Source organism: Zobellella iuensis (genome assembly GCF_016746085.1).
GTDB classification, from domain to species: Bacteria; Pseudomonadota; Gammaproteobacteria; order Enterobacterales; family Aeromonadaceae; genus Oceanimonas; species Oceanimonas iuensis.
Genome location: NZ_JAERTZ010000028.1, coordinates 1 through 22,588, shown reverse-complemented (window position 1 = coordinate 22,588; position 22,588 = coordinate 1). Strand labels below are relative to the sequence as shown.

Here is a 22,588-nt window from a genome sequence, read left to right as displayed (position 1 = left end):
TTGGATACGATGATGTCGCCACCAAGTAAAACAGCCCGCTGTCAGCAAACTGTGTCGCCGCCGGCCTTTTTTGTAGCAAAGTGTGACGCCCTTGCCCGCTGACATACTTTGACATCATTTCCCCTTCGAAGGGGCTTATACTGGCGGGGTCAAGGCAAGGGGAAAGAAGATGAACAAAGGCAGGCAGTTGCTGGTGGTGGACGACCACGGTGAAATCCGCGATTTGCTGAAACGCTTCCTGGAGCAGCACGGCTACCAGGTGCACGGGGCGCGGGACGGGCGGGAGATGCGCCAGTATCTGGAGCGCCACGGCGCCGACCTTATCATCCTCGATCTGATGCTGCCCGGCGACGACGGCCTGACCCTTTGCCGGGAGCTGCGCGGCCGGGGCAACAATGTGCCCATCATCATGCTCACCGCCATGGGCGAGGATACGGATCGCATCGTCGGCCTGGAAATGGGCGCCGACGACTACCTGCCCAAGCCCTTCAATCCGCGCGAGCTGCTGGCCCGCATCAAGGCGGTGCTGCGCCGCAACCCGGAGCCGGGCCAGCCGGCCGGGGAAGAGGAGCCGAAGAAGATCCTCTTCAATCACTGGACCCTGGACCTGGCCCGGCGGGAGCTGGTGGACGACAAGGGGGTGACCATCAGCCTGAGCACCGCCGAGTTCGACCTGCTGCGGGTCTTTATCCACCACCCCAACCGGGTGCTGAGCCGGGATCAGTTGCTGGATCTGGCCCGGGGCCGGGAAGCCCAGGCCTTCGACCGGGCCATCGACACCCTGGTCAGCCGGCTGCGGCGCAAGCTGGAGCCCGACTCCAAGAACCCGCAGCTTATCAAGACCATCTGGGGCGGTGGCTACATGCTGGTGGCCGAGATCCGCCATGGGGATTAAACGCCTGCGCTACTGGCTCGGCAGCCTCGCCGGCCAGGTGATACTGGTGGCCCTGTTCGCCCTGGTGCTGATCCAGCTGGTCGGGGTGCAGATCTACCGGGTGGAGCGGGAAGAGGCGCTGGGCCTGGTCAACAGCCGCTTCACCCTGCAGCGGCTGATCGCAGTCACCCGGCTGCTCAACCAGTCGCCGCCCGGGCTGCACCAGGAAATACTGCGCGCCAGCAGCAGCGAGACCCTGCTGCTCACCCTCAATGGCGCCCCGCCCGGCGCCGGTGAACGCAGCGGCCACTTCGAGCGGATCGTGCGCAACAAGCTCGGCTATCCCGCCGGCCTCGGCATCCATATCAGCGCAGAGACCAGCGACGGCCGACCCGACTGGCCGCCACGGGCGCAAAGGCCCCACCGCCACCCGCCCCGGCACGACATCCGCCTTTACGGTGCCATCGAGCTGGCCGATGGTCGCTGGCTGGTGTTCACCTCCCTGGTCGACCGGGAGACGCCCGAGTGGTCCGCCAAGGCGATACTGTCCCTGGTGCTGCTCGCCGCCCTGCTCGCCGGCCTGATGATCTGGCTGCTGCAGCGTACCACCCGGCCCCTGAAGGAGCTGGCCCGCCAGGCCGAGCGGCTGGGCCGGGGCGACAAGGCCGAGCCCATCGCCGAGACCGGCCCCCGGGAGATCCGCGACACCCTGTCCGCCTTCAACCGTATGCAGGACCGGCTGGATCGCTTCGTGTCCGACCGCACCCGCATGCTGGCGGCCATCTCCCACGATCTGCGCACCCCCATCACCACCCTGTTGCTGCGCAGCGAATTCCTGCCCGAGGGGGAGGACAAGCAGAAGCTGCAGGACGGCCTGCGCCAGATGGAGCAGATGCTGGCCGCCACCCTGCAGTTCGCCCGGGAGGACGGCCTGGCCGAGCCGGTACGGGATCTGGATCTGCCGAGCCTGCTGGAAAGCCTGTGCGACGACCTGCAGGACAACGGCCACGACGTCAGCCTGGAAGAGCCGTCTCCCATCATCTACCGCTGCCGTCCCACCGCCCTGCGCCGGGCCCTGCAGAACCTGCTGGAAAACGGGGTCAAATACGGCGGCAAGGTGGAAGTTCGGCTGCGGGACGACAGGGACGCCATCCGCATCCAGATCCGCGACTTCGGCCCCGGCATCCCCGCAGAGCAGCTGGAAGAGGTGTTCAAACCCTTTATCCGGCTGGACAGCGCCCGCAACCTGGAGGACGGCAGCGTCGGCCTGGGTCTGGCCATAGCCCGCACCCTGATCCACCAGCACGGCGGCGAACTGTGCCTGGCCAACCACCCCCGGGGCGGCCTGCTGGCGACCGTGACCCTGCCCCGCTGACGGCTTTACAGCCAGGGTGAAACTGCCTAGAGTGAGGCTTCAATCGAGCACAAGGAAAGGACCCTCATGAGAGACGAAACCCTGGCCATCCACCACGGCTACAGCACGGATCCCACCACCAAGGCGGTGGCCACCCCCATCTACCAGACCGTGGCCTACGAATTCGACAGCGCCCAGCACGGCGCCGACCTGTTCAACCTGGAGGTGCCGGGCAACATCTATACCCGCATCATGAACCCCACCAACGACGTGCTGGAGCAGCGGGTGGCGGCCCTGGAAGGCGGCATCGCCGGCCTGGTGGTGTCGGCGGGCAGCGCCGCCATCCATTACGCCATCCTCACCCTGGCCCAGAGCGGCGACAACATCGTCTCCACCCCCCAGCTCTACGGCGGCACCTATACCCTGTTCGCCCATATGCTGCCGAGCCTCGGCATAGAAGTACGCTTCGCCGAGGACGCCAGCCCCGCCGCCATCGCCAAACTCATCGACGACAACACCAAGACGGTGTACTGCGAGAGCATCGGCAACCCGGCGGGCAACATCGCCGACATCCGGGGCCTGGCCGACGCGGCCCACGCCCGGGGCGTGCCGCTTATCGTCGACAATACCGTCGCCACCCCCATACTGTGCAAGCCCATCGAGTTCGGCGCCGACATAGTGGTGCATTCGCTCACCAAATATATCGGCGGCCACGGCAACTCCCTGGGCGGCATCATAGTGGACAGCGGCCGCTTCCCCTGGGCCGAGCACAAGCAACGCTTCCCCCAGCTGAACACCCCCGAGCCCGCCTACCATGGCGTGGTCTATACCGAGGCCTTCGGGCCGGCGGCCTTTATCGCCCGCGCCCGCACCGTGCCGCTGCGCAACACCGGCAGCGCCCTGGCGCCGCTCAACGCCTTCCTGCTGCTGCAGGGGCTGGAGACCCTGCCCCTGCGCATGGAGCGCCATGTGGACAACACCTTCAAGGTGGCGGCCTTTCTGCAACAGCACCCGGCGGTGGCCTGGGTCAACTACGCGGGCCTGCCGGAGCACCCGGACTTCGAGCTGGCCCAGCGTTTTATGGGCGGCAAGCCCTCGGCCATCCTCTCCTTCGGGCTCAAGGGCGGCTATGAGGCGGGCGTGCGTTGCTACGACGCCCTCAAGCTGGTCAAGCGGCTGGTCAATATCGGCGACGCCAAGTCCCTGGCCTGCCACCCGGCCTCCACCACCCACCGCCAGCTGACCCCGGACGAACTGGTGCAGGCGGGCGTGCGGCCGGAGATGATCCGCCTGTCCATCGGCATAGAGCACAGCGACGACATCATCGCCGACCTGGCCCAGGCCCTGGACGCCTGAGCCAGGGGGCCGCCCCGGGCGGCCCCTGTGCACGCGACAATCAGGAGTGCCGCCGCCACCGCCCCCTGTGCTACAGTTCCCTCAGAATCCCCAGCCAGCCACGCCCATGCCGGAACCGCTTACGCCCATGCCACCCCGCCGTTCGACCCGGCGCCGCCTGCTGGTCATGGTGCTCTTTCTCGCCCAGTTGCTGGGCATCGTTTCCTCCCTCGATGCCCTGATGTCCACCCGCACCGCCCCCGGCGCCGTGGCCTGGATAGTCTCCCTCAACACCCTGCCGGTGGTGGCGGTGCCCGCCTACTGGGTGTTCGGCCGCAGCAAGTTCCAGGGCTATGTGATAGGACGGCGCGAGGACGACAACCAGCTGTACCGGGTGCTGGACGACAAGATGTCGCTGGTGACGCCGTTCCATGTGCAGCCCTCGCCCGGGGGGAGCCAGGTCAGGACCATGGAGCAACTGGCCAAGATGCCCATGGTGGGCGGCAACGAGGTGGAGCTGCTGATCGACGGCGACGCCACCTTCGCCAGCATACTGGAGGGCATCAGGGCCGCCGAGCGCTACGTGCTGGTGCAGTTTTACATAGTGCGCGACGACGAGCTGGGCCGGACCCTGCAACAGGCCCTGATCGACAAGGCCCGCCAGGGCCTGGAGGTGTATTTTCTCTACGACGAGATCGGCAGCTACCGGCTCAACGGCGGCTACCTGGCCGAACTGAGCACCGCCGGGGTACAGGTGCGGCGCTTCCATTCCACCCGGGGCACGGGCAACCGCTTCCAGCTCAACTTCCGCAATCACCGCAAGATAGTGGTCACCGACGGCCGCTTCGGCTGGGTCGGCGGCCTCAACGTGGGCGACGAATACCTGGGCCGGGATGCCCGCGTCGGCGCCTGGCGCGACACCCACCTGAAGATGGAAGGCCCGGCCACCCTCTGCCTGCAGCTGTCCTTCGTGGAAGACTGGCACTGGGCCACGGGCGAAATCCTCACCTTCAACTGGCAACCGGTGCCCGCCGCCGGCGCCGACATCCCCATCCTGACCCTGCCGAGCGGACCGGCGGACCGCTTCGAGACCGCCAGCCTGATGGTGCAGCACGCCATCGGCTCCGCCCGCGAGCGGCTCTGGGTCAGCAGCCCCTATTTCGTACCCGACGAAGGGGTGCTGGCCGCCCTCAAGCTGGCCGCCCTGCGCGGGGTGGACGTGCGGGTGCTGATCCCCGAGCGGCCGGACAACATCCTCACCTATTTCGCCGCCTATGCCTTCGTCGCCCCCCTGCTCGAGGCCGGGGTGCAGATCCACCGCTACCAGGAAGGCTTTCTGCACGCCAAGACCATGCTGATCGACCGCCAGGCCTCGGCCGTGGGCACCGTCAACTTCGACAACAGATCCTTCCGCCTGAACTTCGAGGTCACCTCCTGGGTAATGGACGAGGGCTTCGCCGATCAGATGGCCGCCATGTTCGAACGGGACTTTGCCCGCTCGCGCCGGATGACCGGGGACGAAGTCGCCGACAAACCCTGGTGGTTCCGGGTCGCCTCCCGCGCCGCCTACCTCGGCGCCCCCCTGCTGTGACTCTCGGCCGCCGCCAGGTGCGGCCCGGCGTTCTTCACCTATGCTTAACCTTGCTGGTCCCGCCCTCGTCAAGGAGCCTACATGGATGTCAATCCGGAACTCTCGCCCCTGCGCCACAGCCACCAGGGCGACAACGAAGACGCCCTGGTCCGGGAGCAGTTGCGCCACTTCGGCATCGATCCCGCCAGCCCCTTCGGCCGGCATCTGGCCGGGGCGGCGCTCAACCTCTATCGTACCAACCAGGACATCCACGCCCTCTGGCAGACGACCCGGGACAGCCTGGACAGCCTGCCGGCGGAGGAGCGCATCAGCCGCTTCAACGCCAAGAAGTTCCTCGCCTTCCAGCTGGCCAAGGTGCTGGACAACCTGCAGGCGCCCTTCCGCGCCCAGTGGCGCGGCCTAGGGCTGGAGCAGGCCTCCCGCCTGGCCAAGGGCGCCTACCCCCTGTTCGACCGGGTGCCCATGCTGTTCGGCGCCAACCCGCCCATAGTGCGCACCGCCACCTATGTCTACGCCTGCACCGAATGGATAGACGACGCCTTCCACGGCCGGGAGAGCACCCACCCCATCTACAGCCGGCTGCTCAACCCCACCGCCCTGGCCCTGGCCAACACCCTGGTGGAGCTGGAGGCCGGCCCCGACAGCGCCGACTACCTGGCCCTGACCTTCAACTCCGGCATGGCGGCCATCGACGCCCTGCTCGGCACCCTGCTGGAGCGGGGCGACATCCTGCTGGCCAGCCGCAACCTCTACGGCGGCGTGCACCAGTTGCTGCAGGACTACTACGCCCGGCCGGAGAAGCTCGGCATCCGGCTGGAATGGATCGACGGTACCGAGGCCCGGGATTTCCGCCAGGCCCTCGACCGGGTGCGGGCGGAGCACCACGAGGCGCTGGCGGCGGGAGCCCGGTTGCGCGTGTATCTGGAGTCGCCCTGCAACCCCCACGGCCTGGTGCTGGACGTGCCCGGTATCTGCCGCCTGGCCCACCAGGCCGGCGCCCAGGTGATGCTGGACGCCACCCTGGCCACCCCGGTGCTGTTCCGCCCCCTGCAGCAGGCGGAGTCGGCGGAGCGCCCCGACTTCGTGGTGCACTCCTGCACCAAGGACATGGCCGGCACCGGCAGCACCACCGCCGGCGCCGTCATCGGCCCCCAGCCGCTGATGTTCCTGCCCAAGGGCGAGCCGGGCTGGCAGCAGACCCTGTTCTGGCAGTGCTACTACATCAAGGGCGCCTTCCTCGATGCGGACAAGGCCTACGAGGTGCTGACCGGGCTCAAGACCCTGGAGCTGCGCATGCTGGCCAAGGGCATCAACACCCTGGTGCTGGCCCGCTTTCTCGCCGCCCACCCGGATCTTCGGGTCGTCTCCCACGCCCTGGACCAGCACCCCAACGCGCCCCTGCGCCAGCGCCTGCTCCGGTATGGCCTGCCCTGCCCCCTGTTCACCTTCGATCTGGAAGGCGCCAGCCTGCCCCGGGACGCCTTCGTGCGCTTCTTCGACGCCCTGGAGCCGGCCTTCGGCCATATGGTGAGCCTGGGCCAGACCAACACCCTGGTACTCTGCCCGGCCCTGACCTCCCACTCGGAACTGGACGCGGCCGCCCTGGCCGCCGCCGGTATCCACTCCACCAGCATCCGGGTGGCGGTGGGCATAGAGCCGGTGCGGGAGCTGATCGCCCACCTGGTGCTGGCGTCCCGCCGCCACCTGGATCCGGTCAGCCCCGGCTTCAGCCAGGGCTTTATGGCCCCGGCCGAGGTGGATACCCTGGTGGAACAGCTCACCCTGGATATCCACCGGGCCCGGCTGGCGCAACAAACCCGGCTGGCGGAGTTGTTATAGCGGCGCCCCGGCGGCCATCAACCCCAGCGCCAACTTGCCGGCCAGCAGCCACATCAGGGTGCCGATGGCGGCGTCCATCACCTTCTGCACCACAGGCCGGCCGAGCCAGGTGCTCATCCGCGCCGCCGCCAACGCCAGGGTGAAGAACCAGATCAGCGAAGCGCTGATGCAACCCAGGGCGAAGGCCCACTTGTGCTCCTCGGCGAAGCCCCCGCCCACAGATCCCAGTATCATCACCGTCTCGATATAGACCTGGGGATTGAGCAGGGTCACCGCCAGCACGCCGATAAGCACCGCCCTCAGCCCCCGCTCCCGGCCATCCAGCGCCAGTTGCTGCCCGTGGCGGAACACCCGGCGCCAGCAATGGGCGCCGTACAACAGCAAAAAGGCCATGCCCGCCAGGCTGATGCCCCAGTACAGCAGGCCGTGGGCCTGCAGGGCGGCACCGCCGCCGAACACCCCCAGGCTTATCAGCAGCACGTCGAACAGGCCGCAGATGGCCGCCACCAGCAGGTGGTGCTGGCGCCGTATGCCCTGATTGAGCACGAAGGCGTTCTGCGCGCCGATGGGAATGATCAACCCCGCCCCCAGGGTGAAGCCTTGTATCCAGGGTAACCAGTACATGATCTCGCTCCGTTTCGCTTTACCGACTGGCGGCCAGACTAGAGCGCCCCTAGAATTAAGTAAAACTAATAAAAATTGAGCCTGATAAGAAAATTTAATGAACACACTGGACTATAAACTGCTGGCCGCCCTCGACCAGGTGGTGAGCGAACAAAGCTTCGAGGGTGCCGCGCGCCAGCTGCACCTGACCCAGTCGGCGGTATCCCAGCGCATCAAGCAGCTGGAGCAGCGCCTGGCCCAGCCCCTGCTGGTGCGCGGCCAACCGCCGCGCCCCACCGAAGCGGGCCGCCGGCTGCTGGCCCATTACCGCCAGGTCAGCCAGCTGGAAAGCGCCGTAATGGCGGATCTGCTGCCGGACGCACCGCAAAAACCCCTGGGGGTGACCATCGCCACCAACGCCGACAGCCTGGCCACCTGGCTGATCCCGGCGCTCACTCCCCTGTTGCACGGCCATCCCATCGAGCTCAACCTGCTGATCGAGGACGAGTCCCGCACCCTGGACCGGCTCAGGAGCGGTGAAGCCTTCGGCGCCATCAGCATCAGTGCCGACCCCCTGCCCGGCTGCCGCTGCGATCCCCTGGGCCAGATGGACTACCTGCTGGTGGCCACCCCCGGCTTCCGGGCGCGCTACTTTGCCGACGGCCTGACCCAGGACGCCCTGCGCCGGGCGCCGGCGGTGGCCTTCGACCAGAGGGACGACATGCACGAGCGCTATATAGCGCGCCACTTCGGCCTGACCGCCGGCAGCTATCCCTGCCACGCGGTGCGCTCTTCCGAGGCCTTCGTGGCCATCGCCCGGGCCGGTGCCGCCTACTGCCTGATCCCCCGGCTGATGATCGCCGAGGATCTGGCGGCCGCTCGGCTGCTCGAACTGCACCCGCAAGGCCGCCTGATCCAGCCCCTGTACTGGCACCGCTGGCTGCTGGAGCGGGGGGTGCACAAGCTGCTGTCGCGCCGGCTGATCGACCATGCCCGCGCCGTACTGCCGGCTATTGACTCTGGAGGTATCTCCAGGGTTTAAACTTCGGGTAAAAGCCCGGTGCTTGTCTGCCAAGAGGGGCTGGCCACCGCCTAAGCCAACCGTCGATGGCAGGGGGCGCGAAGCGCCTAGCACCGCCGCCAGCATCGCGAAGCGATGATACGGTGGTTTCCCTTTATTGCCATCGCCGAGCATACAGGGGCGAGCTTGCTCGCTAGTCCCGAGCTTTTTGCCTGACCGAACTTCCGGGGGAAGTTCGCAGCAGGCAAGAAGTGAGGGCGACACTTTCTGCTGCGTGTTGGCGTGGCGGCGGCCTGCCCCGAGACGCCTTGACTGAACCGCATGACGGGTAAAAGCCACCATCAGGAGATCACCATGGGACACTGCTGTCACCACCATCATTCCAAGGAAAATGCCGCCGGACATCGCCACGATGCGGGCTGCGCCCCCCGTAGCGAACCGGCCCCCTGCGGCGCGGTCCCGGCCGCCGCCGAGACTGCACAAGGGCCGGACGGCCCGCCACCCGACGAGGAGGACGACAGGCGGGAAAGTACCCATCACTGGCGCATCGGCGGTATGGACTGCCCCAGCTGCGCCGCCAAGATAGAAACCGCGGTGCGCCGCCTGCCCGGGGTGCTGAGCGCCGAGGTGCGCTTCGCCACCGAGCGATTGCAGGTGCGGCTGGCCCCGGAGGCCGCCCCCGCCACCGTGGAGCAAGCCATCACCGCCGCCGGCTTTACCCCCCTGACGGAATCCAAGGCCCCCCTCCCGACTCCGACTCCCTGGTGGCGCAGCCAGCTGGACATCCTGACCCTGCTGGCATTGATGCTGGCCGCGGCCCTGGCCGGCCTGCTGGCGCCGGCGCTGGGTCAGGCGCTCTTTACTCTGGCCACCCTCTGGGGGCTGGTGCCCATCGCCCGCCAGGCCTGGCGCCTGGCCCGCAGCGGCTCCCCCTTCTCCATCGAGACCCTGATGACGGTGGCCGCCACCGGTGCTCTCTTCCTGGGTGAGACCGCCGAGGCGGCCATGGTGCTGCTGTTGTTTATGGTGGGAGAAAAACTGGAGAGCCTGGCCGCCAGCCGGGCCCGCAAGGGGGTGAAGGCGCTGATGGCCCTGGTGCCGGAACAGGCCCGGCGGCTCACCGCCGATGGTCCGGTGGAAGTGGACGCCGCCGAACTGGCGCCGGGGGATCGCATCGAGGTGCACCCGGGGGGGCGGCTGCCGGCGGACGGCCAGCTGCTGACCCCGCTCGCCGCCTTCGACGAGAGCGCCGTCACCGGCGAGTCGCTGCCGGTGGAACGCCGCCGGGGTGAACGGCTGGCCGCCGGCAGCCTGGTGGTGGACGTGCCGGTGCAACTCCAGGTGACCTCGGCGCCGGGCCACAACACCGTGGATCGCATCCTGCACCTGATGGAGCAGGCCGAGGCCAACCGGGCACCCATCGCCCGCTTTATCGAGCGCTTCAGCCGCTGGTATACCCCGGCCATGATGCTGGCCGCCCTGCTGGTGATGCTGCTGCCGCCCCTGGCGTTCGGCGCCGACTGGCAGACCTGGATCTACCGGGGCCTGGCGCTGCTGCTGATCGGCTGCCCCTGCGCCCTGGTGATCAGCACACCGGCGGCGGTGGCCTCGGCCCTCGCCGCCGCCACCCGCCTGGGGGTGCTGATCAAGGGCGGTGCCGCCCTGGAGCAGCTCGGCCGGGTCGACACCCTGGCCTTCGACAAGACCGGCACCCTGACCCTGGGCCGGCCGGCCCTGAGCGAGCTGAAGGTCTATCCGCCCGCGGATCGCAGCCAGGTCCTGGCCCTGGCCGCCGGTCTGGAAGCGGGCTCCCACCACCCCCTGGCCAAGGCCCTGGTGGCCGCCGCCGAAGCGGAGGAACTGGCCCCCGCCCTCGTCGACGACAAGCGCACCCTGGCCGGGGCCGGCATCCAAGGCCGCTGGCAGGAGCAAAGGGTACGGCTGTGCAGCCCAACCCGGCTGCCGGACGCCTGGCTCACCCCGGCCCAACGCCGGGAGCTGGAGTCGCTGCGGGCCGGCGGCCATACCCTGGTGGCGCTGGCGCTGGAGCAAAAAGTGCTGGCCCTGTTCGCCCTGAACGACCGGCTACGGGACGATGCCGAAGACGGCATCGCCGCGCTACGGGCCCTGAACGTCGACTGCCTGATGCTGACCGGGGATCACGAACAGGCGGCGGCTCGCATCGCCGGCGAGCTCGGCATCGGCTACCGGGCCGGATTGAAACCGGAGGACAAGCTGGCGGAAGTGGAACGGCTCGGCCGGACCCGCAGCCTGGCCATGGTGGGGGACGGCATCAACGACGCCCCGGCCCTGCGCCGGGCCAGCGTGGGCATCGCCATGGGCCAGGGCACCGACGTGGCCCTGGACAGCGCCGACGTCGCCCTCGGCCACAACCGACTGACCGGGCTGGCGGACGCCATCCGGTTGTCCCGCGCCACCCACGCCAATATTCGTCAGAACGTCACCCTGGCGCTAGGGCTCAAGGCCATCTTCCTGGTCACCAGCCTGACCGGCCTCACCGGACTCTGGCTGGCGGTGCTGGCCGACACCGGCGCCACCGCCCTGGTTACCCTCAACGCCCTGCGGTTGCTGAGGTTCAGGGGCGGCTGAGGCACAACCAATAAAAAGCCCCCGCCGGCAAAAACCGGCGGGGGCTTTGTTCATCGGTGGGTGATTACTTGGCCGCCTGGGGTCGCACGCCCAGGGTGTGGCAGATGGCGTAGGTCAGCTCGGAGCGGTTCAGGGTGTAGAAGTGGAAATCCTTCACCCCTTCCCGGCTCAGTACCCGCACCTGATCCATGGCGATGCTGGCGCCCACCAGGTTGCGGGTGTTCTGATCGTCCTCCAGCCCCTGGTAACGCTGGTGCATCCAGCCCGGGATCTTGACGTTGGAGAAACCGGCAAACTTGAGCAGGGTCTGGTAGTTGGACACCGGCAGTATGCCCGGCACTATCTCCACGTCGATGCCGATGGTCACGCAGCGATCGCGAAACCGCAGGTAGGACTCGACGTCGAAGAAGAACTGGGTGATGGCCCGGTTGGCGCCGGCGTCGACCTTGCGCTTCAGGCTGAGCAGATCGGCCTGGGCACTTTTCGCCTCCGGGTGCACCTCGGGGTAGGCAGCCACCGAAATGTCGAAGTCGGCCTCTTCCTTCAGCAGGCTCACCAGATCGACGGCGTACATGTCCGGCTTCTCCACGCCCTGGGGCAGATCGCCGCGCAGCGCCACTATCTGGCGAATGCCGTTGTTCCAGTAGTCCCGGGCGATGCCGCGCAGTTCATCCCGGCTGGCATCGATACAGGTCAGGTGCGGTGCGGCCACCAGGCCGGTCTTGTCCTGGATGTCCTTGATCACCTTGTGGGTGCGATCCCGGGTGCCGGAGTTGGCGCCGTAAGTCACGGAGACAAACTTGGGCGCCAGCGTCTTCAACCGCTCTATGGAGTGCCACAGGGTCTGCTCCATCTGCTCGCTGTTGGGCGGAAAGAACTCGAATGACACATTGATATCGCCGTTCAGTTCGGCCAGCGATTGGTTGAGCGCCTCGACATGACGCGCGCTGTGAAAAGCCATGTTTATCTCCTAACAACTTAAATTAAAACGATTCCTTTATACCCGGGTCTCGGCGTAAGCCCGGCGCAGCGCCTCGGAGGCCGCCACCATGTTGGCCAGGGCGGCACGGGTTTCCTCCCAGTTGCGGGTCTTGAGACCGCAGTCGGGGTTGACCCAGATACGCTCTTTGGGCAGACGCTCCACGGCTTTTTCAATCAGTTTGACCATCTCCTGCACCGACGGAATGCGCGGTGAGTGAATGTCGTACACCCCCGGGCCTATCTCGTTGGGATAGGCGAAGTCCCGGAACACATCCAGCAACTCCATGTCGGAGCGGGAGGTTTCGATGGTGATCACGTCCGCATCCAGGCGGGCGATGGATTCGATGATTTCGTTGAACTCAGAATAACACATGTGGGTGTGGATCTGAGTAGTGTTCTCCACCACAGCGGCGCTCAGGCGGAAGGCCTTCTCGGCCCAGGCCAGGTAGGCCGCCTGGGGTGCCTTGCGCAGCGGCATCAGTTCGCGGAACGCCGGCTCGTCGATCTGGATGATGCCGACCCCGGCCGCCTCCAGATCCGCCACCTCGTCACGCAGGGCCAGGGCTATCTGGTAGGCGGAGTTGAGGTCGCTCTCGTCTTCCCGCGGGAAGGACCAGGACAAAATGGTCACCGGGCCGGTGAGCATGCCCTTGACCGGCTTGTCGGTCAGGCTCTGGGCGTACCGGGTCCAGCTCACGGTCATCGGCTTGGCGCGCCAGACGTCACCGAAGATGATGGGCGGCTTGACGCAGCGGGAGCCGTAGCTCTGCACCCAGCCGAAGCGGGTGAAGGCAAAGCCTTCCAGCAGTTCGCCGAAATATTCCACCATGTCGTTGCGCTCGGCCTCGCCGTGCACGAACACGTCCAGTCCCAGGGCTTGCTGTTCGTCGATGGCCTGGCGGATATGCTGCTGGATGCCTGCTTCGTAGGCCTGCTCGTCGAGGCTGCCCGCCTTGTGATCCCGGCGCAGGCCACGGATGTCGGCGGTCTGGGGGAAGGAGCCGATGGTGGTGGTGGGGAACAGCGGCAGTTGCAGCCTGGCCGCCTGCGCCCTGGCCCGCTCCGCGTAGGGCGCGCCGCGCCGGTCGTCACCGGCCTTGATGGCCGCCACCCGCGCCTTGACCGCCTCGTTGTGGATGCGCCTGGAGGTCTGGCGTGACGCCACTCTGGCGTCGGAGGCGGCCAGCTCGGCGGCGATGGCTTGCTCGCCCTGGTTGATGCCCCGGGTCAGGATGATCACTTCCTGCACCTTCTGGGCGGCGAAGGCCAGCCAGGATGTCAGCTCCTGATCGAGCTGGTCTTCCGAGTCCAGATCCACCGGCGAGTGTAGCAGCGAACAAGAGGGCGCTATCCACAGCTTGTCACCGTAGCGCTCGGCCAGGGGCTTGAGCTTATTCAGCGAGGCGCGCAGATCGTTGGCCCAGACGTTGCGGCCGTTGACGATACCGACCGACAGCACCTTGCCCTGGGGCCAGGCGGCGGCGATGGTGTCGAGGCTGTCGCCCAGCACCGCGTCCACGTGCAGGCCGGCCACCGGCAGAGCACTGACCAGCGCCAGGTTGTCGGCCAGGGGGGCGAAGTAGGTGGTCAGCAGCAGCTTGAGCTCGGCCTGGGCCAGTTCGGCGTAGGCTTGGGTCACCGCCTGCTGCCACTCGGGGGCCAGATCCAGCACCAGCAGCGGCTCGTCGATCTGCAGCCATTCCACGCCCTGGGCGGCCAGCTTGGCCAGTATCTGCCGGTAGGCGTCCAGCAGGCGGGGCAGCAGACTCAGGCGGTCGAATTCCTCGCCCTTGACCTTGGCCAGGTACAACCAGGTCACCGGCCCCAGCAGCACCGGCTTGACGGCAATGCCCTCTTCCCTGGCTTCCTGCACTTCATCGAACAGCTTGGTGCTGGCCAGACGGAAGGCCTGATCGGCGGTGATTTCCGGTACCAGGTAATGGTAGTTGGTGTCGAACCACTTGGTCATCTCGCTGGCGAAGGTGTCTTCACCGGTCGGCGCCCGGCCGCGAGCCACGCGGAAATAGGTGTCCAGGCTTACCGGCTCCTTGTCGTCCTGGCCAAAACGGGCGGGAATGACTCCCAGCAGGGCGCTGGTGTCCAGCACCTGGTCGTAGAAGGAAAAATCGCCCGCCGGCTGCAGATCCAGGCCCTGCTGGTACTGGCGTACCGCCTTGCGGGTCTGCCGGGCTATGGTGTCGAGTTCGCCGGCGTCGGACTGGCCTTTCCAGTAGGACTCGAGGGCGAACTTCAGTTGGCGGCGGTTACCGATGCGGGGAAACCCCAGGTTGTGTGACAAAGCCATTATTGTTATCTCCGTGCTCTCTTCGGCTATAAAGACGTTTAGACGTCCGAATGGCTTTATAGTTACACGGCTAAACTTCTAGATACAAGGGCTTCTTTTAAAAAAGTGATAAGAACTACTTTATTATCACTTAAAAGCATATATGGAAGATCGAGGTCCTTTTTGGCGGGCTTTATGACTGCAGCAAGGCGATGAGAAGCGAGGATAAGGTCAGACAGGAAAAGGCGGGATCGGGCAGCCCGATCCCGAAAAACTCAGCGCACGCCCTGTTCGGCCAGCACCTGGGTGATGATGGCGATGGGGCTGTGCAGGTGTTCGCGCATCATGGCCACAGCCTGGGGCTTGCGCGCCAGTATGGCTTCGAGCAGGGCCTGGTGCTCCCGCTGCTTTTCCGCCAGCGCCTGCTCGCTGAACACGGTACGCTTCAGCCACAGGTAGCGATAACGGGCCGCCTGATCCATCAGGGTCTGGCGCACCACCAACAACTGGGGTGAACGGCAGCCGGCGGCCACAGCGTTGTGAAAGGCCTGGTGGCGGCTGTCCCACTGGTTGAGCTGCTCCTCCACCGATTCGAGGTGGGTCACCTTGGCCAGGGCATGGTGGGCCGCCACCACCCCCGCCTCCCAGAGATCGTCGCCCCGGGCCATGGCCAGCTCCACCACCAGCCCCTCGAGCTGGCCGCGGGCGTCGTAGATATCCTTCAGTTCCGCCACCGACATGGGGCTGACCCGAAAGCCGCGCTGGCTCTCGGCGGTGACCAGCCGTTCCGACACCAGTTGCGACAGCGCCTCCCGCAACGGGCTCACGCCCAGGCCGTAGCGGTTCTTGAGGGTGCTCATCAGCAGCTTTTCGCCGGGGCCGAAGTGACTGCGGATGATGTCCTGCTTCAGTTGCTGGTAGGCCGTCCGCGCCAGGTTCTCCCGGGGTGCATCGAGGTTGTTCATGCTCAGTTCCTGCATAGTTTCGTCCCGCCATTATAACGAAATTGCAACGGTGATCATAAAATCAGCACCATTTATTGACAAAAATCAAAAATGTCGACATTTTAAATATACGGCGACATTAAGCCGCTTTGACCTACACCACGTGAAATAACAAGGAAGCCATCATGTCCAACGTTGCCACCGCCGATTTCGTCAATCACAAATACCAGGGCTTCAGCCTGGCCCCTTCCGCCCAGTCCGAGCGCCTGCTGGAACTGCGCTTCGATGCGCAGACCGTCAAGGCCTTCCTCGACGCCACCGCCGAATGGCCGGTACAGGCGCTGGAGTACAAGTCCTTCCTGCGCTTTCGCGTGGCCAAGCTGCTGAACGACCTCTGTGGTCAGGCGCTGCAGCCCCTGCTGGTCAATACCCTGGTGGATCGCGACACCGGCGCCCTGCTGATCACCCCGGAAGGGCTGGACCAGGTTGCGCAGGCGGAAGACATGGTCAAGTTCACCACCGCCGTGGCCCACCTGTTCGGCCGCTCCAACTACGATGCCATGAGCGGCCAGTACTACGCCCGTTTCGTGGTGCAGAACCAGGACAACTCCGACAGCTACCTGCGTCAGGCCCACCGGGTGATGGAGCTGCACAACGACGGTACCTTCGTCGAGCAGGACACCGATTATGTGCTGATGCTGAAGATCGACGAGCAGAACATGGAAGGCGGCAACTCCCTGCTGCTGCACCTGGACGACTGGGAGCACCTGGAGCGCTTCTACGCCAACCCCATGGCCCGCCGGGTGATGCGCTGGGCGGCGCCGCCCAGCAAGAACACCACCAAGGACGTGTACCACGCGGTGTTCGACACCGACTGCAGCGGCCAGCCGATCATGGCCTATATCGACCAGTTCGTGCAGCCTAAGAACTTCGAGGAAGGGGTCTGGCTGGCGGATCTGTCCGAGGCCCTGGAGCGCAGCGCCCGCAAACTGTCGGTGCGAGTGCCCACCGGCTCCTTCCTGCTGATCAACAACCACTTCTGGCTGCATGGCCGTGACAAATTCATCGCCCATGAAGGCCTGCGCCGGGAGCTGATGCGCCAACGTGGCTACTTTACCCACGCCAAGACCCTGAAAAACCCCAACCAGGGCTAAAGACTTTGACAGGGCATCGCCGGGCGCGGCACCTTTAAGTCATAAGAACAAGAGACGCCGGGGCCAGACTCCGGCTTTCGCCTCTCTAACATACAGGTGAACAGAGCAGTGTTTGATTTCATCATTATCGGCGGCGGCATCGTCGGCATGTCGACCGCCTGGCAGCTGAAAAAAGCCTATCCGGACAGCAGGATGCTGTTGCTGGAGAAGGAATCCGGCCCGGCCCAACACCAGACCGGCCACAACAGCGGCGTGATCCACGCCGGGGTCTACTATACCCCGGGCAGCCTCAAGGCCAAATTCTGCCTGGAGGGCAATATCGCCACCAAGGCATTCTGCCAGGAGCACGCCATTCCCTATGACGAATGCGGCAAGCTGCTGGTAGCCACCAACGAACTGGAAATGGAGCGGATGAAGGCGCTGTGGGACAGGAGCGAAGCCAACGGCCTGGAGCGCTACTGGCTGAATGCCGCCGAGCTGAAGGAACGCGAGCCCAATATCACCGGCCTGGGCGGCATCTTCGTCCCCTCCAGCGGCATCGTCAACTACAAGCAGGTGACCGCCGCCATGGGGCGGGAATTCGAGCGTCTGGGCGGAGAGATCCGCTACCACGCCGAGGTGACCGGACTGCAGGAGGAAACCACCCGGGTGGTGGTGCAAACCAGCCAGGGCGAGTTCCAGGGCAAGTACCTGGTATCCTGCTCCGGCCTGATGGCGGATCGGGTGGTGCGCATGCTAGGCGTCGAGCCCGAGTTCAAGATCTGCCCCTTCCGCGGTGAATACTACCTGCTCAAGCCCGAACACAACCAGATAGTGAACCACCTGATCTACCCCATCCCGGATCCCGACATGCCCTTCCTCGGGGTGCACCTGACCCGGATGATCGACGGCACCGTCACCGTGGGCCCCAATGCGGTACTGGCGTTCAAGCGGGAGGGCTACAACAAGAGCGACATCTCCCTGAAAGACACTCTGGAGATGTTCACCTATCCGGGCATCCTCAAGGTACTGCTGAAAAACCTGAAGCCGGGGCTGATGGAAATGAAGAACTCGCTCAACAAGGCCGGCTACCTGGAGCTGGTGCGCAAGTACTGCCCCGGCCTGCAGGTGAGCGATCTGCTGCCCTACCCGGCCGGCATCCGCGCCCAGGCGGTGTCGAAGGACGGCCGGCTGGTGGACGACTTCCTGTTCGTCAACACCAAGCGCACCATCAACGTCTGCAACGCCCCCTCGCCGGCGGCCACCTCCGCCATTCCCATCGGCGGCTATATCGTCGACAAGGTGAAAGAGCAGGTGGCACTGCCCGCCGCCATCGCCTGATCTTTTCCAGCCATAAAAAAAGGGCAGACTTAGTCTGCCCAAACACTGCCGAGGTTTAAAACCTCTCAACCCACATTGCAAAACAACTAGAAACGGTAACCCACGCCCACCATCAGCACCATGGGATCGATATCGGTTTTAAAGGTTCCGACCGCAGTTTCCACATCGGTATCGATATCGATATACCAGGCGGACGCATTGACAAACCAGTTTTCAGCAACCTTCACATCCAAGCCGGCCTGAACCGCCAGGCCCCAGGAATCGTCGAGCTTTACACTGGTCCCGTCCAGGGCACCACGGCCTTTTTCATCAAAGAACGTCGTGTAGTTGATACCGGCACCGACGTAGGGACGTAGCTTGCTCTGGGCATTGCCGAAATAATACTGACCCATCAGGGTCGGCGGCAGGTGTTTTATCTTGGCGACCTCACCCAGCCCGGCGGTACTGACGGAATGAGAGAACGGAGTGGCAGCCAGCAGCTCAACACCCCAGTTATCGGTGAGCATATAGGACAGGGTCAGACCGAGCTGAGTGTTGGTATCGGCATCGAGGTGGCCGGTATTCAAAACATCATCACCACTGCTGTTGGGGCTGACGGTGGCGGCACCGCCCCGTACCAGGATATCACCGGCCTGGTGGGCATGGGCGACAGGGACCATTAATGCAGCGGCAACCAGCAGGGAAAGTTTTTTCATGCTCTGTCCTTATTTCTTTCGAGGTATGTAGGATATCTGGCGGGCAGTTTGCCCTACAAAGCACAGGGCTTTTTTGATTTAACGCAAAGTCGCCAGCAAAATTAACCGATGGATGGCAATTTCGTGCCGTTCCCAACAAATTGCTAACTACAAGGCTGGCTTAAGTAACCGGCTTGGGGTATATCTTAAGCATCGGTTCAGGCAGCGCTTTTGGCGTTGCCTGCTTTTTTATGGAGGTTGATATGGCCCAGTTGCCGCCTATTACTATTTCCACCCTGGATCTGGCCCGGCTTGAAGCCCTGCTCGAAAACCAGCCCGACTCTCCGGCCCTGAGACGGTTGGAAGACGAACTGGATCGCGCCCATGTGGTCGAACCGAACGCAGTACCGGACAATATCGTGACCATGAACTCCACCATACGGTTCACCATGGATAACACGAATGACACCTTTACCAAGACCCTGTCCTATCCGCGCGATATGGACGGCGCCAAGGATAAAATTTCGGTACTGGCCCCCATCGGCAGCGCCTTGCTGGGGTTGGCCGTTGGCCAGAGCATCGAATGGCCCGGACCCAACGGCAAGACGCTGCAGGTCACCATCACCGCCGTCGACTACCAGCCGGAGCGGGCGGGCGATTATCAGTCATAAATGGAAAAAGGCGCATCATGGCGCCTTTTTCCATTTATAGACTGCCGCCAGCACACTGAGCTATTGCTCTGTTCCCCTGCTCACGGCATGCTTGAATTCCCCCTGCCAATTCCGATATCCATGAACGAGCTAATCAACAGTCTGCTGTTTTCCCTTTCCATTACCGGCCCCATCTGCCTGATGCTGCTGCTCGGCATCGGCCTGCGCCGCACCCAGATGATGAACGAAGGCTTTATCGACGGTGCCAGTAAGCTGGTATTCAATGTCGCCCTGCCCATGCTGCTGTTCACCAGCATCGCCCAGACCGACTTCAGCCAGATGGCCAGCCCTTCGCTTATCCTCTACGGCATCGGCGCCACCCTGGTGGCCTTTGTGCTGCTGGAGCTGCTGGCCAGCCGCCTGACACCCGACAAACGGCTGCGCGGCATACTGGTGCAGGGTGCCTTTCGCGCCAACATGGGCATTATCGGCCTGGCCTATGTCAACAACGCCTACGGCTCCCAAGGGGTGGCGTCCGTCGCCATGTATGTGGCCTGCCTCACCATCCTCTTCAATATCCTGGCGGTGGTTACCCTGAACCGCAGCCTGAGTCAGGACAAAGGCCTGCAACCGGGCAAAATCCTCAAGGACATCGCCAAAAATCCGCTGATTATCGGCATAGTCGCGGCCCTGCCCTTCGCCGCCAGTGACTGGCAGGTGCCGGCAGTACTGATGAAAACCGGCCACTATCTGGCCCAGATGACACTACCGGTGGCACTGCTCTGCACCGGGGCCACCCTGAGCCTGAAGCGGGGACAGGAAGAAACCGGCCTGCTTCCCCCCGTAGCATTGCTGCGGTTGCTGGCCATTCCCGGCCTGATCACCCTGGGCGGTTACCTGGTCGGTTTTCGTGGGGCCGAGCTGACCATGCTGTTTCTGATCAACGCCTCCCCCACCGCCGCCGCCAGCTATGTCATGGTACGTGCCATGGGGGGCAACGCCGTGCTGGCAGCCAACATTATCGCCGTCACCACGCTCGGCTCCCTGCTGAGTACCAGCCTGGGGGCCGCCCTGTTGAAGGGGCTGGGCTGGTTTTAGCGGCGGATGGGTGCAACCGCCAGGCGGCTGCGTTATTGTGGACGAATCTCAATTGCCTGATAACGAGTTATGTCTAGAGAAAAAGCCCTGACCCTGGAGGCCCTGCGGGTGCTGGATGCCATCGAGCGCCGGGGCAGCTTTGCCGCCGCCGCCGACGAGCTGGGCAAGGTTCCCTCCGCGCTCAGTTACACCATCCAGAAGCTGGAAGACGAGCTGGATCTGGCGCTGTTCGATAGATCCGGCCATAAAACCCAGTTCACCCCGGTAGGCCGGCTGCTGCTGGAGCGCGGCCGCCAGTTGCTGCATGCCGCCACCCAATTGGTGGAGGATGCCCGGGCCCTGGAGCGGGGCTGGGAAACCCGCATCACCCTGGCCGTGGACGCCATCATGCCCAGCGAGCGGCTGTTTCCGGTGCTGGATGCCCTCTCCCGCCAGACCGAGACCGACATCAAACTGGCCCACGAGGTACTGGCCGGTACCTGGGAAGCCCTGGAAACCGGCCGTGCCGATCTGGCCATCACTCCCCTGCGCGAAGACGCGGTGATGAGCCCGGGCATCAAGACCCAGTTTCTCTATCAGGAAACCTTCGTCTATGTGGCCCATCCGGATCACCCCATTCATCAGGAAACCGGTCCACTGACCGAGGAAGTGCTCAGCCGCTACCGGGCCATCGCCGTCGCCGACACCGCCCGTTTCAAGCCACCGCTGACCTTCCGCCTGTTCGACAAGCAGTCTCGGCTGACCGTCAGCACCATGCAGGACAAGATCACCGCGGTCAAGGCCGGGCTCGGGATCTCGTCGGTCCCCCTGTCCTGGCTGGGCGACATGCTGGAAAAGGGCGAGTTGAAGGAAGTCTCGACCAGTTGCCGGGAAACCACGGACGTGGTGCTGGCCTGGCGGCGGGATGCCATGGGCAAGGCCAAGAGCTGGCTCATCCGCCAGATCCCGGCCCTGTTTCAACAGCAGTAGTTCAGGCGCGCTTGAGGCGGGGGAGTTTTCGGTCCAGCCAGGCGATGGCCGCATCCATCAGGCCGGTCTGCAGCAGCCAGGCCAGGCCGAAGGCCGCCACCGCCAAGGCACCGACATAGATATCGGTCCACCAGTGGGCACCACCCATCACCCTGGGGGCGGAAAACACCACCACGAACAGGCAGCCCCAGAGGCCCGCCTTCCAGGACAGATAGCGCCAGACAAAGGCGGTGTAGATCATCAGCATCAGGCCATGATCACCGGGAAAACTGTCGCCGGAAGAGTCCTTGGTCTTGAAGCCGGCCAGCTCGGTCAGCCGGTGAATGTTGTCGAAGGTCAGGGTCGGGCTGGGTCGGTCGACGGGGATGGCTCGACCCAACTGGTTCAGCCCCACGGCGGTCAACAACATCAGAAAGCCGATAATCAGCAGCTGTCGCCTTTGCTCCGCCCCCGCTTTCCGGTAATAGCTGTAATACACCAGTCCCATGGCCAGCAGGGCGACGCCATCGAATGCCCTGTTATTGGCAACGGCCACGACATTGACCCAGGCCTGACTTTCGCCCAGCTTGTCATTGAAATAATAAAAAACCGCACTGTCGATATGGAACCAGAAACCATGACCCGGCAACCAGTACCAACTGGCGAAAACAGCCACCGCCAGCAGGTTCCATAGGATCAGTTTATTGCATTGAATCGGCATAAGCCCCCCTTGTAATAAGGCAGGCATTGTACGGAATTTTATAACGGCTGTGCACGGCGTTATTGATATCAAAGCCAGACCATGTCGGAAAATTTCGAAGGAAGGGAGTTCTGGGACTGATTGGCCCGGGGATGTTTGCTCCCCGGCCTGTCGGCAGAAATTTGATATGGTCGCAAAACCCCGGCAGCCATCCCGGGATTGTGAAGAGTAGCGCAGCCCATACGAAAAAACCCCAGCATCTCTGCTGGGGTTTTGTGTAATGGCGGAGCGGACGGGGCTCGAACCCGCGACCCCCGGCGTGACAGGCCGGTATTCTAACCAACTGAACTACCGCTCCGCAAAAGCGTCTTAGTCAGTAACTAATTGGGTGCCTGGCAGTGACCTACTTTCACATGGCAGCTGCCACACTATCATCGGCGCGGGTGCGTTTCACTTCTGAGTTCGGCATGGGGTCAGGTGGGACCACAACGCTATCGCCGCCAGGCATAAACTGGTATCCGGAAAAGCTGACCGCCAGGGAGGGCGGGCATGCAGAAAATGCAGGAGCAATTTTCTGCCTGATGAAATTCTCGTTCTCGACCTGCAAG

Annotated in this window: 18 protein-coding genes, 1 tRNA gene and 1 rRNA gene; 12 read left to right on the top strand and 8 right to left on the bottom strand. The window is 64.5% G+C overall.

Annotated elements, in window-relative coordinates; genetic code table 11:
* Nucleotides 1–169: 169 nt before the first annotated feature.
* The 5 genes from JKV55_RS16600 (at nucleotide 170) to JKV55_RS16580 (ending at nucleotide 6,993) form a co-directional block, all read left to right on the top strand.
* Entirely contained in the window at nucleotides 170–895 is a 726-nt protein-coding gene (locus JKV55_RS16600; protein ID WP_202087932.1) for a response regulator, read from the top strand.
* On the top strand, nucleotides 885–2,249 hold the full coding sequence (locus JKV55_RS16595; RefSeq protein WP_202087931.1) for an ATP-binding protein: 1,365 nt from the start codon (nucleotides 885–887) through the stop codon (nucleotides 2,247–2,249). The genes JKV55_RS16600 and JKV55_RS16595 overlap by 11 nt, the downstream gene beginning before the upstream one ends.
* Before the next feature lie 66 nt (nucleotides 2,250–2,315).
* Nucleotides 2,316–3,584, top strand: a complete 1,269-nt coding sequence (locus tag JKV55_RS16590; protein ID WP_202087930.1) for an O-acetylhomoserine aminocarboxypropyltransferase/cysteine synthase family protein — start codon at nucleotides 2,316–2,318, stop codon at nucleotides 3,582–3,584.
* A 127-nt stretch (nucleotides 3,585–3,711) separates the two neighbouring features.
* Nucleotides 3,712–5,154, top strand: coding sequence for a cardiolipin synthase (gene cls / locus JKV55_RS16585; protein ID WP_202087929.1), 1,443 nt, complete (start codon nucleotides 3,712–3,714; stop codon nucleotides 5,152–5,154).
* A gap of 81 nt (nucleotides 5,155–5,235) precedes the next feature.
* Nucleotides 5,236–6,993 (top strand): trans-sulfuration enzyme family protein, encoded by a 1,758-nt coding sequence (locus JKV55_RS16580; protein WP_202087928.1) that lies wholly within the window; start codon nucleotides 5,236–5,238, stop codon nucleotides 6,991–6,993.
* Here JKV55_RS16580 and JKV55_RS16575 read toward each other — a convergent pair.
* Nucleotides 6,988–7,617 (bottom strand): LysE/ArgO family amino acid transporter, encoded by a 630-nt coding sequence (locus tag JKV55_RS16575; protein ID WP_202087927.1) that lies wholly within the window; start codon nucleotides 7,615–7,617, stop codon nucleotides 6,988–6,990. The two genes, JKV55_RS16580 and JKV55_RS16575, sit on opposite strands and share 6 nt — an antisense overlap.
* A 97-nt stretch (nucleotides 7,618–7,714) precedes the next feature.
* Here JKV55_RS16575 and JKV55_RS16570 point away from each other — a divergent pair, with 97 nt between their 5' ends.
* Nucleotides 7,715–8,638 carry a LysR family transcriptional regulator ArgP gene (locus JKV55_RS16570; protein ID WP_202087926.1) on the top strand — a complete coding sequence of 308 codons (924 nt, stop codon included), beginning with the start codon at nucleotides 7,715–7,717 and terminating at the stop codon, nucleotides 8,636–8,638.
* Nucleotides 8,639–8,938: 300 nt separating this feature from the next.
* Nucleotides 8,939–11,227 (top strand): zinc/cadmium/mercury/lead-transporting ATPase, encoded by a 2,289-nt coding sequence (locus JKV55_RS16565; protein WP_202087925.1) that lies wholly within the window; start codon nucleotides 8,939–8,941, stop codon nucleotides 11,225–11,227.
* Nucleotides 11,228–11,291: 64 nt separating this feature from the next.
* Here JKV55_RS16565 and metF read toward each other — a convergent pair whose 3' ends face one another.
* From metF to csiR, 3 genes are all read right to left on the bottom strand, one after another.
* On the bottom strand, nucleotides 11,292–12,188 hold the full coding sequence (gene metF / locus JKV55_RS16560; protein ID WP_202087924.1) for a methylenetetrahydrofolate reductase: 897 nt from the start codon (nucleotides 12,186–12,188) through the stop codon (nucleotides 11,292–11,294).
* Nucleotides 12,189–12,224: 36 nt separating this feature from the next.
* On the bottom strand, nucleotides 12,225–14,513 hold the full coding sequence (metE, locus tag JKV55_RS16555; RefSeq protein WP_237332951.1) for a 5-methyltetrahydropteroyltriglutamate--homocysteine S-methyltransferase: 2,289 nt from the start codon (nucleotides 14,511–14,513) through the stop codon (nucleotides 12,225–12,227).
* A gap of 254 nt (nucleotides 14,514–14,767) precedes the next feature.
* Nucleotides 14,768–15,457, bottom strand: a complete 690-nt coding sequence (gene csiR / locus JKV55_RS16550) for a DNA-binding transcriptional regulator CsiR (protein ID WP_202087923.1) — start codon at nucleotides 15,455–15,457, stop codon at nucleotides 14,768–14,770.
* Between the two features lie 164 nt (nucleotides 15,458–15,621).
* Between csiR and glaH the strand changes: the two genes are divergently transcribed.
* Nucleotides 15,622–16,590 (top strand): glutarate dioxygenase GlaH, encoded by a 969-nt coding sequence (glaH, locus tag JKV55_RS16545; protein WP_202087922.1) that lies wholly within the window; start codon nucleotides 15,622–15,624, stop codon nucleotides 16,588–16,590.
* A gap of 108 nt (nucleotides 16,591–16,698) precedes the next feature.
* Nucleotides 16,699–17,910, top strand: a complete 1,212-nt coding sequence (gene lhgD / locus JKV55_RS16540) for an L-2-hydroxyglutarate dehydrogenase (RefSeq protein ID WP_202087921.1) — start codon at nucleotides 16,699–16,701, stop codon at nucleotides 17,908–17,910.
* 86 nt (nucleotides 17,911–17,996) lie between these two features.
* On the opposite strand, the gene JKV55_RS16535 is transcribed toward lhgD, so the two are convergent.
* Nucleotides 17,997–18,605, bottom strand: a complete 609-nt coding sequence (locus tag JKV55_RS16535; protein ID WP_202087920.1) for an OmpW family outer membrane protein — start codon at nucleotides 18,603–18,605, stop codon at nucleotides 17,997–17,999.
* Between the two features lie 242 nt (nucleotides 18,606–18,847).
* Here JKV55_RS16535 and rnk point away from each other — a divergent pair, with 242 nt between their 5' ends.
* From rnk to JKV55_RS16520, 3 genes are all read left to right on the top strand, one after another.
* Nucleotides 18,848–19,255, top strand: coding sequence for a nucleoside diphosphate kinase regulator (gene rnk / locus JKV55_RS16530; RefSeq protein ID WP_202087919.1), 408 nt, complete (start codon nucleotides 18,848–18,850; stop codon nucleotides 19,253–19,255).
* Between the two features lie 120 nt (nucleotides 19,256–19,375).
* A complete protein-coding gene (locus tag JKV55_RS16525; protein WP_202087918.1) occupies nucleotides 19,376–20,332 on the top strand; it encodes an AEC family transporter in 957 nt (318 codons plus the stop codon).
* Nucleotides 20,333–20,401: 69 nt separating this feature from the next.
* A complete protein-coding gene (locus tag JKV55_RS16520) occupies nucleotides 20,402–21,301 on the top strand; it encodes a LysR family transcriptional regulator (RefSeq protein WP_202087917.1) in 900 nt (299 codons plus the stop codon).
* Nucleotide 21,302: 1 nt separating this feature from the next.
* On the opposite strand, the gene JKV55_RS16515 is transcribed toward JKV55_RS16520, so the two are convergent.
* The 3 genes from JKV55_RS16515 to rrf form a co-directional block, all read right to left on the bottom strand.
* Nucleotides 21,303–22,001 carry a phosphatase PAP2 family protein gene (locus JKV55_RS16515; RefSeq protein WP_202087916.1) on the bottom strand — a complete coding sequence of 233 codons (699 nt, stop codon included), beginning with the start codon at nucleotides 21,999–22,001 and terminating at the stop codon, nucleotides 21,303–21,305.
* Between the two features lie 260 nt (nucleotides 22,002–22,261).
* Nucleotides 22,262–22,338 (bottom strand) — tRNA-Asp (locus tag JKV55_RS16510).
* Nucleotides 22,339–22,370: 32 nt separating this feature from the next.
* Nucleotides 22,371–22,485: ribosomal RNA gene (gene rrf, locus JKV55_RS16505) — 5S ribosomal RNA — on the bottom strand.
* Nucleotides 22,486–22,588 lie beyond the last annotated feature (103 nt).

Excerpts from the sequence above, each read along its gene's own strand:
- JKV55_RS16600 (WP_202087932.1), top strand. The coding sequence starts at position 170 with ATGAACAAAGGCAGGCAGTTGCTGGTGGTGGACGACCACGGTGAAATC.
- JKV55_RS16595 (WP_202087931.1), top strand. The coding sequence starts at position 885 with ATGGGGATTAAACGCCTGCGCTACTGGCTCGGCAGCCTCGCCGGCCAG.
- JKV55_RS16590 (WP_202087930.1), top strand. The coding sequence starts at position 2,316 with ATGAGAGACGAAACCCTGGCCATCCACCACGGCTACAGCACGGATCCC.
- cls (WP_202087929.1), top strand. The coding sequence starts at position 3,712 with ATGCCACCCCGCCGTTCGACCCGGCGCCGCCTGCTGGTCATGGTGCTC.
- JKV55_RS16580 (WP_202087928.1), top strand. The coding sequence starts at position 5,236 with ATGGATGTCAATCCGGAACTCTCGCCCCTGCGCCACAGCCACCAGGGC.
- JKV55_RS16575 (WP_202087927.1), bottom strand. The coding sequence starts at position 7,617 with ATGTACTGGTTACCCTGGATACAAGGCTTCACCCTGGGGGCGGGGTTG.
- JKV55_RS16570 (WP_202087926.1), top strand. The coding sequence starts at position 7,715 with ATGAACACACTGGACTATAAACTGCTGGCCGCCCTCGACCAGGTGGTG.
- JKV55_RS16565 (WP_202087925.1), top strand. The coding sequence starts at position 8,939 with ATGACGGGTAAAAGCCACCATCAGGAGATCACCATGGGACACTGCTGT.
- metF (WP_202087924.1), bottom strand. The coding sequence starts at position 12,188 with ATGGCTTTTCACAGCGCGCGTCATGTCGAGGCGCTCAACCAATCGCTG.
- metE (WP_237332951.1), bottom strand. The coding sequence starts at position 14,513 with ATGGCTTTGTCACACAACCTGGGGTTTCCCCGCATCGGTAACCGCCGC.
- csiR (WP_202087923.1), bottom strand. The coding sequence starts at position 15,457 with ATGAACAACCTCGATGCACCCCGGGAGAACCTGGCGCGGACGGCCTAC.
- glaH (WP_202087922.1), top strand. The coding sequence starts at position 15,622 with ATGTCCAACGTTGCCACCGCCGATTTCGTCAATCACAAATACCAGGGC.
- JKV55_RS16535 (WP_202087920.1), bottom strand. The coding sequence starts at position 18,605 with ATGAAAAAACTTTCCCTGCTGGTTGCCGCTGCATTAATGGTCCCTGTC.
- rnk (WP_202087919.1), top strand. The coding sequence starts at position 18,848 with ATGGCCCAGTTGCCGCCTATTACTATTTCCACCCTGGATCTGGCCCGG.
- JKV55_RS16525 (WP_202087918.1), top strand. The coding sequence starts at position 19,376 with ATGAACGAGCTAATCAACAGTCTGCTGTTTTCCCTTTCCATTACCGGC.
- JKV55_RS16520 (WP_202087917.1), top strand. The coding sequence starts at position 20,402 with ATGTCTAGAGAAAAAGCCCTGACCCTGGAGGCCCTGCGGGTGCTGGAT.
- JKV55_RS16515 (WP_202087916.1), bottom strand. The coding sequence starts at position 22,001 with ATGCCGATTCAATGCAATAAACTGATCCTATGGAACCTGCTGGCGGTG.